Source organism: Metabacillus niabensis (assembly GCF_902829255.1).
In the GTDB taxonomy this organism is placed as follows: Bacteria; Bacillota; Bacilli; order Bacillales; family Bacillaceae; genus Metabacillus; species Metabacillus niabensis.
On sequence record NZ_CADEPK010000284.1, the window covers coordinates 1 to 7,406 of the forward strand.

General features: G+C 35.0%; 7 protein-coding genes. 1 reads left to right on the plus strand and 6 read right to left on the minus strand.

Annotation, left to right across the window (positions count from 1 at the left end; translation table 11 throughout):
• The coding region (locus HU235_RS16520; protein ID WP_233452252.1) for an MBL fold metallo-hydrolase at positions 1–913 on the plus strand (913 nt) is incomplete at its 5' end.
• Between the two features lie 96 nt (positions 914–1,009).
• On the opposite strand, the gene HU235_RS16525 is transcribed toward HU235_RS16520, so the two are convergent.
• The 6 genes from HU235_RS16525 to HU235_RS16550 all read right to left on the minus strand — a co-directional run.
• Positions 1,010–1,279 (minus strand): DUF1292 domain-containing protein, encoded by a 270-nt coding sequence (locus HU235_RS16525; RefSeq protein ID WP_095300947.1) that lies wholly within the window; start codon positions 1,277–1,279, stop codon positions 1,010–1,012.
• 132 nt (positions 1,280–1,411) lie between these two features.
• Positions 1,412–2,386 carry an aldo/keto reductase family protein gene (locus HU235_RS16530; RefSeq protein ID WP_174880915.1) on the minus strand — a complete coding sequence of 325 codons (975 nt, stop codon included), beginning with the start codon at positions 2,384–2,386 and terminating at the stop codon, positions 1,412–1,414.
• 152 nt (positions 2,387–2,538) lie between these two features.
• On the minus strand, positions 2,539–3,630 hold the full coding sequence (locus HU235_RS16535) for a PRK06851 family protein (protein ID WP_174880916.1): 1,092 nt from the start codon (positions 3,628–3,630) through the stop codon (positions 2,539–2,541).
• 176 nt (positions 3,631–3,806) lie between these two features.
• Positions 3,807–5,045, minus strand: coding sequence for a beta-ketoacyl-ACP synthase II (gene fabF / locus HU235_RS16540; protein WP_174880917.1), 1,239 nt, complete (start codon positions 5,043–5,045; stop codon positions 3,807–3,809).
• A 266-nt stretch (positions 5,046–5,311) separates the two neighbouring features.
• Positions 5,312–5,749, minus strand: coding sequence for a DUF6376 family protein (locus HU235_RS16545; RefSeq protein WP_174880918.1), 438 nt, complete (start codon positions 5,747–5,749; stop codon positions 5,312–5,314).
• 241 nt (positions 5,750–5,990) lie between these two features.
• Positions 5,991–7,406, minus strand: a 1,416-nt coding sequence (locus HU235_RS16550) for a M56 family metallopeptidase (RefSeq protein ID WP_174880919.1), incomplete at its 5' end; no start/stop codon positions are given.

Sequence of the window (7,406 nt, forward strand, 5' to 3'; positions counted from 1 at the left end):
CGATATAATAGCTGAGGTGAACCTAATGCAAAAAATTGGACCGCTCTTGATTGTTGAAGGCGCAAATAATAGTAAAGTTCCTTTTTCTAGGAGCTTGTATATTGAATCAGAAAAATTATTAATTGATACAGGTGCAGAGGCCGAATCATTAGTAAAGCTTGAAAAGGAAAAAGGGATAAATATAATTTATAATACGCATTACCACCCAGATCATACACGACATAATTATTTGTTCCCTAGCACTAAGAAATTAATCAATCGGGTTGAATTTGATACATGCCATTCCCTTGAAAAAGTCGCTAATCAAAATGGGATTACACAAGAATGGGGATTAGAAGGTATGAAGGAATGGGCAGAAAGCATTCCTGAAAGCTGGATCAAAGGGATATCAGGCTTTAACGGCTCATACGAATATGAAAGGGAAATGGATTATGAGCATATTAAACTAATTTTCCTACATACTCCTGGTCATACTAAAGGCTATTCATGTCCTTATTTCCCTGATTTAGGTGTAGTATATACAGGTGATTACGATATGACCTCATTTGGACCTTGGTATAATGGGGCAGATGGTTCGATTGAACAATTTATTCAATCTGGAGAACGGCTTTTATCTCTTGATGCAAAAACGTACATTACTGGTCATCAAAAAGGAATTTTCACTAAGGAAAAATTTAAAGAGGAAATGGTTCAATTTCTCGCTATTATTGAAAAGCGTGATGAAATCATTACACAATATGTGCAAAAAGGACTTACGTTTGAGGAAATAGCTTCGATTGGGATTTTTTATCCAAAGAAGGCATTGGATAACAAAATTCTTTATACATGGGAAAGGATTGGCATTCGCAAGCATTTGAAACGTCTTGGTTATTCGACTGAAGGTGCTAATCATAATCTTGTCCAAAAGCAATAAAGTAAAGAGTGAAAAATGATTACGTTTAGTGACGGAATTTATCCAAATAGTTGGTACCTCCACTATTCCAATCATTTTTCACTCAATCATTAATCGTTATTCTTCCTCTTCCATTATTTCTTCGAAGGCAACGGATACTTTTTCAAATTCCTCGTCACTTTCAATTGGGGAGAAATCACCGTCTTCATCTACCTTTAAAAAGAAGACATCTATTTCTTCCTCTGATTCCTCTAGAATATCTTCGACGAAGCCAACAGCTACATAATCACTATTTTCTAAAGTGACAACTGCCAATACTTCAACTTCATTTTCCTCGTTATTTTCATCAGTGATCGTAAAAATTTCGCCTACTTCAATTTTCTCCACGCTATGATGGCCCCTCTCTTAAACAAAGATAGTTCTATTTTCCCCGAAAAATGAGATAACATGCTTAATGATACATGAAAATTATGTTAAAGGAAATGTAATAATTGACAATTGTCCAAATATAGCTAGCATTTATCTTAATGGTGCAAAACCTTCTACCTTCTTTAAGATTTGTGAAATTTCACTAATGATATCTTCTTGTAAAACAAGATCAACCGCTTTTACATTTTCTTCGATTTGCTCAGGTTTACTTGCCCCTATTAGAGCAGAGCTAACACCTGGATGACGAAGAACCCATGCTAAAGATAGCTGTGATAATGAACAGCCTAATTGCTCTGCTAAATGCTGCAAATCTTGTACACATTGTAAAACATCCTCTTTAAGATAACTAGAAATAACACCATTCACATCTGAATTTGCTGCACGGCTATCTTTTGGCAACGTAGCTCCTGGCTTATACTTTCCTGTTAATATTCCTTGTGCAAGTGGCGAAAAGACAATTTGACCTATTCCTGCTGTTTCACTAACGTGTAAAATTTCATCCTCTATGTACCGTTCGAACATATTATATATAGGTTGATTCGAAATGAGGCGATGAAGATTAAGTCTTTCACTTATGTCGACTGCCTCATTGATTTGCGCAGCACTCCATTCACTAACACCAGCATATAAAATCTTACCTTGGGTTATTAGATCATCTAATGCTCTTAATGTTTCTTCGGTTGGGGTATCTTCATCATATCGATGGCAATAATATAGATCGATATAATCTACTCCTAATCGTTTTAAACTTGCTTCACATTGCTCCATAATATGCTTTCGCGATAGTCCGCGATCATTGGGACCATCACCCATCGGGAAAAAGACCTTTGTTGATAAGACATAGCTTGACCGTTCATATGGTTTAAGTGCCATGCCAATTGCTTCTTCACCTGCCCCACGATTATAGGCATTTGCTGTATCAAAAAAATTAATTCCACATTCAAACGCTTTATGAATACATGCATCAGCTGCTCTCTGTTCTTGCGCTGTACCATAGGTTAGCCAGCTTCCTAATCCAATTTCACTTACTTTTAATCCACTATTTCCAACACGTCTATATTTCATCTTTGTCACCATTCCTTAATAAAAACATTAAATATTTATATAATGATTTATTCGCTAAAAATGTTTATATTCCTGTTAAAAAATACACTTATTTTTAGAGATGAAATCAGGGTGACTCTTGTATAATTGGTCACCCACTAAAAATATGTCATTTATTTTATATATGCTTCAATTTCATTAAGGATTGTTTGTTGCATTTCATCAACCACTTGAAAATCCATGGCATTTATATAAATAGCTTCTAATCTATCTCGTAGTTGTTTAGCTTCAGCCAAATAGGAAATAGCCTCTTTCATTTTCCCTTTATATGCTTTCGTCGTCCGTTCAATTTCATCGGCATATTTTTCATCAGTACCAGGGTTAATGCATCTTTCATACATATCGATTATTTTATCTGTATCTCGCTCAGGGAAATATTCATGTGGAGCAGTACTATCAAAAATTGCTACATCCCTTTCACGAATAATCACCATGTCTAAGCTATTAGGGTCAAATCCACAATGGTATACTTCAATATCGAAGCCCCTCTTTTCACCTTCAGCAACTATTTTCTTAAGCATTGTTGATTTTCCAGAGCCGGCGCGTCCTTTTATAAAATATCTATTCTGAACATCGCTTGTTAAATTTTGAATAAAGTCAACAGCTCCAAGCGGTGTTGCTGCACCTAAAAAGCGATGTTTTATCTTTGATTTTTTTTCCAATTGTTCCTCACCATATAATAATGAGATGACTTCATCTGTTAATTGATTAGCTTTATCAAAGTTCATGTTTAAAATATAAATCTCTTCAATCTCATCATGTGCTGCTAATGCTTCAGCAAATGTTTTATAAGCGATTTCGAATTTGCCTGCAATGTCTTTATTTAACGAAAGAATCGTCTGTTTATCATTCGCTAATTTTTGTGAATCCCAGGCAACACCTAGATTGACATATTCTTCTACGACTCCGGGTGCTTTCGGTTCTATTATATGTGGGGCTGTTCCATCAACAATTCCTACCTTATAGTCAGGTAGGATTACTCCATCAATCGAATCGTTATCAGAAGAACAATGTAAATATTCAACATTTAACGATTTTGACTCCATTATGTCACCGATTTTTTTCATAAGTGAGGATTTTCCAGTACCTGGTCCACCCTTTAATATATATACACGCTCTAAATCCTCTAGTGCTGATTCATATAGACTATAAAACCCTTTTGCTGTGTTTCCACCTGCATAATAATGACGGACTTTTCCACTCATCCTATCACCCTTTCTGCTTTGTTCTCCATACTATATGTAGATTATCTTACAAGGGTGAATGCCTAATTTAAAACTAGTTTGTAATATTTCTTTTTGCATGAAAACATAAATTGAACAGTTGTTTTGTCAATAAAAAAAGGTAGGAAATGCCTTTTAGACAATCCTACCAATCTCTTTTATTCATATTTTTTAAAAATAAGCGTAGCGTTGTGACCACCAAAACCAAGTGAGTTTGAAAGGACAACATTTACATCTGCTTTTCTAGCAACATTTGGAACATAATCTAAATCTAGCTCTTCGTCGGGTGTTTCATAGTTTATTGTTGGTGGAATAATTCCATCTTTAATCGTTAATAGAGAAATAATTGCTTCAAGAGCACCTGTTGCTCCAAGTAAATGACCAGTCATTGACTTCGTAGAGCTTATTGCTAGCTTATGGGCATGATCTCCGAAAACCTCTTTAATAGCCTGTGTTTCGTATAAATCATTGTAATACGTACTAGTACCATGTGCATTAATATAATCTACTTCATTTGGTTGAAGCTCTGCATCTTCTATAGCTAATTTCATTGCTCTTTGCGCACCCTCACCGTTTTCAGCTGGAGTTGTTATATGATATGCATCACCGGTAGCGCCGTAGCCTACAATTTCTCCGTAAATCACTGCATTACGTGCAAGAGCATGTTCCAACTCTTCTAAAATAACAATTCCTGAGCCTTCTGCAATGACAAATCCATCGCGATTTTTATCGAATGGACGGCTTGCTGTTTGTGGGTCAGGATTTGTTGAAAGAGCGGTCATATTTGAAAAACCTGCGATCGTCATTTCTGTAATCGATGATTCGGCTCCACCGGTAATCATCACATCAGCATGTCCATTTTGGATAACTCGGAAGGCATCACCGATTGAATTTGCTCCAGATGCACATGCTGTTACAGAACAATTATTGATTCCCTTTGCCCCAAGCTCAATTGAAACGCGACCAGAAGCCATATCAGGTATGAACATTGGAATAATAAATGGGCTTACACGTCTAGGGCCTTTCTCTAAGTATTTTTTATGCTCCTGCTCGAAAGAATCGAGACCACCGATCCCGGAGCCAATCCACACTCCTACGCGTTCAGGTGCCACATCCTCCCCAATTGTTAGATTTGCATCCTGAATAGCCATCTTGCTAGCTGCAATTGCAAAGTGTGTAAATCTCCCCATACGTCTTGCTTCTTTCATATCGATAAATTCGTTCGGGTTAAAATTTTTCACTTCTCCAGCAACTTTAACATTGAATTTTTCAGCATTTACTCGTGTTAGTGGAGCGATTCCGGTTTCTCCATTTTGCAATTTTTCCCATGTTGTGAAAGCATCATTTCCTAGTGGTGTTACCGCACCAATTCCTGTAATTACTACTCGTTTCTTCATCTTCTGTCTCCCCTTCAATATGTTGGTAAGAGGTTTAAAGACCTCTTAAATTTGTGTAATAATTGTAGGATTTTGATAAAACCCATAGCTAACACACTTTAGAGAAGATAGTCATACTATCTGAAAATAAAAGTTTACCATTTTTCCTTCTGCTTTTGAAATTAAATAGAATAAGATTGAATTTTTAATGCTATGAATTTATCATACATGCTTCTCATTATACTTTTTTTGAAGAAAAAAAACGAGTCACAGCTACTGTGCGCTCGTTATTGATTTAAATTTTCAACAGTTTCTAATAAGGAATTAATATCATCCACTGTAGTCATGATTTCACTATTTTTCAATTCTTCGAGTGCTAATTCCCCGTTTTTTACGACAGTATCTATTTCTTCAAGTAAAACATCGTTTTTTGCAATAATATCCTTATGGATATCCTCTGCAATAGCAGGTGCATCAATGTTATTGAAGTCTTTAATTTGTTCTTTAAGTGATTGAAGCTGTTCCTCTAAGTTTTGCGATAATTCCGCATCTTGTGCTGCTTGTTGAAGATCAGATGGTGCATTTTCAGCAAAGTTTTTTAATTCTTGTAAATAAGCATCAGCCTCGTTGATATAGTCAACAGATTGATTCACTTCATCTAAAAAGGAACAAGCTGATAACATCATAGTTGCAATACTGGAAATGATAAGGACTATTTTTTTCATTTAGTTCTCCCTTCATTATCGTTAAGAAGTTTTTCCTACATCTATTCATACGTGCTTATAAGAGAAAGGTTTCACAAAATTTTGAAGTGAGTTTTCTTAATGTAAATTCCTTATTCATTTTGCTACATGTATATGTTGTTAGAGAGACTTCAGCAGCACTATTTCATGCTAATTTATTGCTCAAAGTAGAAATCTCAATTTCTATTGAAAATAACAAAAATTAAATTGCGTACATTTTCAATTACTTTATTGAAATTGACTCAACACATCGATCTCTCATCCAGCGAAACAAAATAGCTTTTCCCCAACCATATTGATTAGTATTTAAACTATGCACTCGCCAGTACATTGGAGGATGTGGCATTAATTGAAATTCAATGATTCGCCAAATCAAGCTTTCCCTTTTTAATGAATTGATTTCCTTATTTTTATCTATTTCAATCATCTGATATGTTAATGCCTTTTTGCTTTCGTCATCCTGAGCAAGTGAGAGAGCCCGTAAACTTTCTGCCATTTGCTGTTGCCCACCTTCTAATAATGTTGCACCTAAATGGTCAGCTCGGACCTCCATCCATTGTGAAATAAAAGATTGGTATATCGGAAATAAAAACATCAGTAACCATATTGTTAAAAATATAGGAACTGTATATGCTTCGATATTCGTAATATTCTCTTTAATGAATATAACAACTATAAGCAAAAATAGGATAAAGCATGCTCTCCATATTTGCGCCCACATTATATCTCGTTTTTTTACATGGATCGCTTCATGGGCGAGTATTCCTTCAATTGTTTCGATTGGAAGCTTTAAGGTAGCTGTCGTTAATGTAATCATTGCTCTTCCAATATTCATACCTGTTGCTAAACCATTGTATTGTGCAGAATCAGTAATATAGAGCTTTGCATTAGGAATTCCCGCCTTAGTAAAAATAGCATCTGCTTTAGAGAGCAATAATGGATCATTTGCTAACTTAGCGTCCATTGCTGTTTTTAAAACAAGATCCGATATGGATATATTGAGCAGCCAATAACAAATTCCTGCTGTAATTAACCCCCAGGTTGGAACGTTAAGAAAATATAAAAGGAGCAATAAACCGCTATATGCAGATACACCTTTTACTGTTGTGGCAAAATATAATTTTCCGAAAAGTCGCTTTAAATTATGCTTATGGTAAAAAGGTAAGACGGTTACAAGTTCATCTTCATCTTCAATTTCCGCTTTCGATACATGAAGGATTTCCTTCCATCTTTCAGCTTCTACAAATGTTAGAAAGATCGTTTCACCAGGTAATGAAATTTTTAACACCTTTTCTAAGCTCGTAGTGAAGTCAATATTCGATGAAAATAGGGTGAATAATGGATGCAGCTTTAAAATATCAACAGCTGATTCAATTTGGACATTTTGACAGTCATTTATAGAAAATTTTCGAGATTCAAAAAAAGAATAGATATAAATAGTCTTAGTTTGCGAATCAAAATAACATGTTACAGTCCGATATACAATTATTCTTTTTATAAATTCGGAAAAAAGAGTAATAAAGCCAAAGAGTATGAAATATTTCAGTGGGCTTTCATCAGGACCGAAAATAAAAAATAATACAGCAAATAATACGACTATGAAAAAGATTGAAATGTCAAAAATTACTCTTTTTAAATC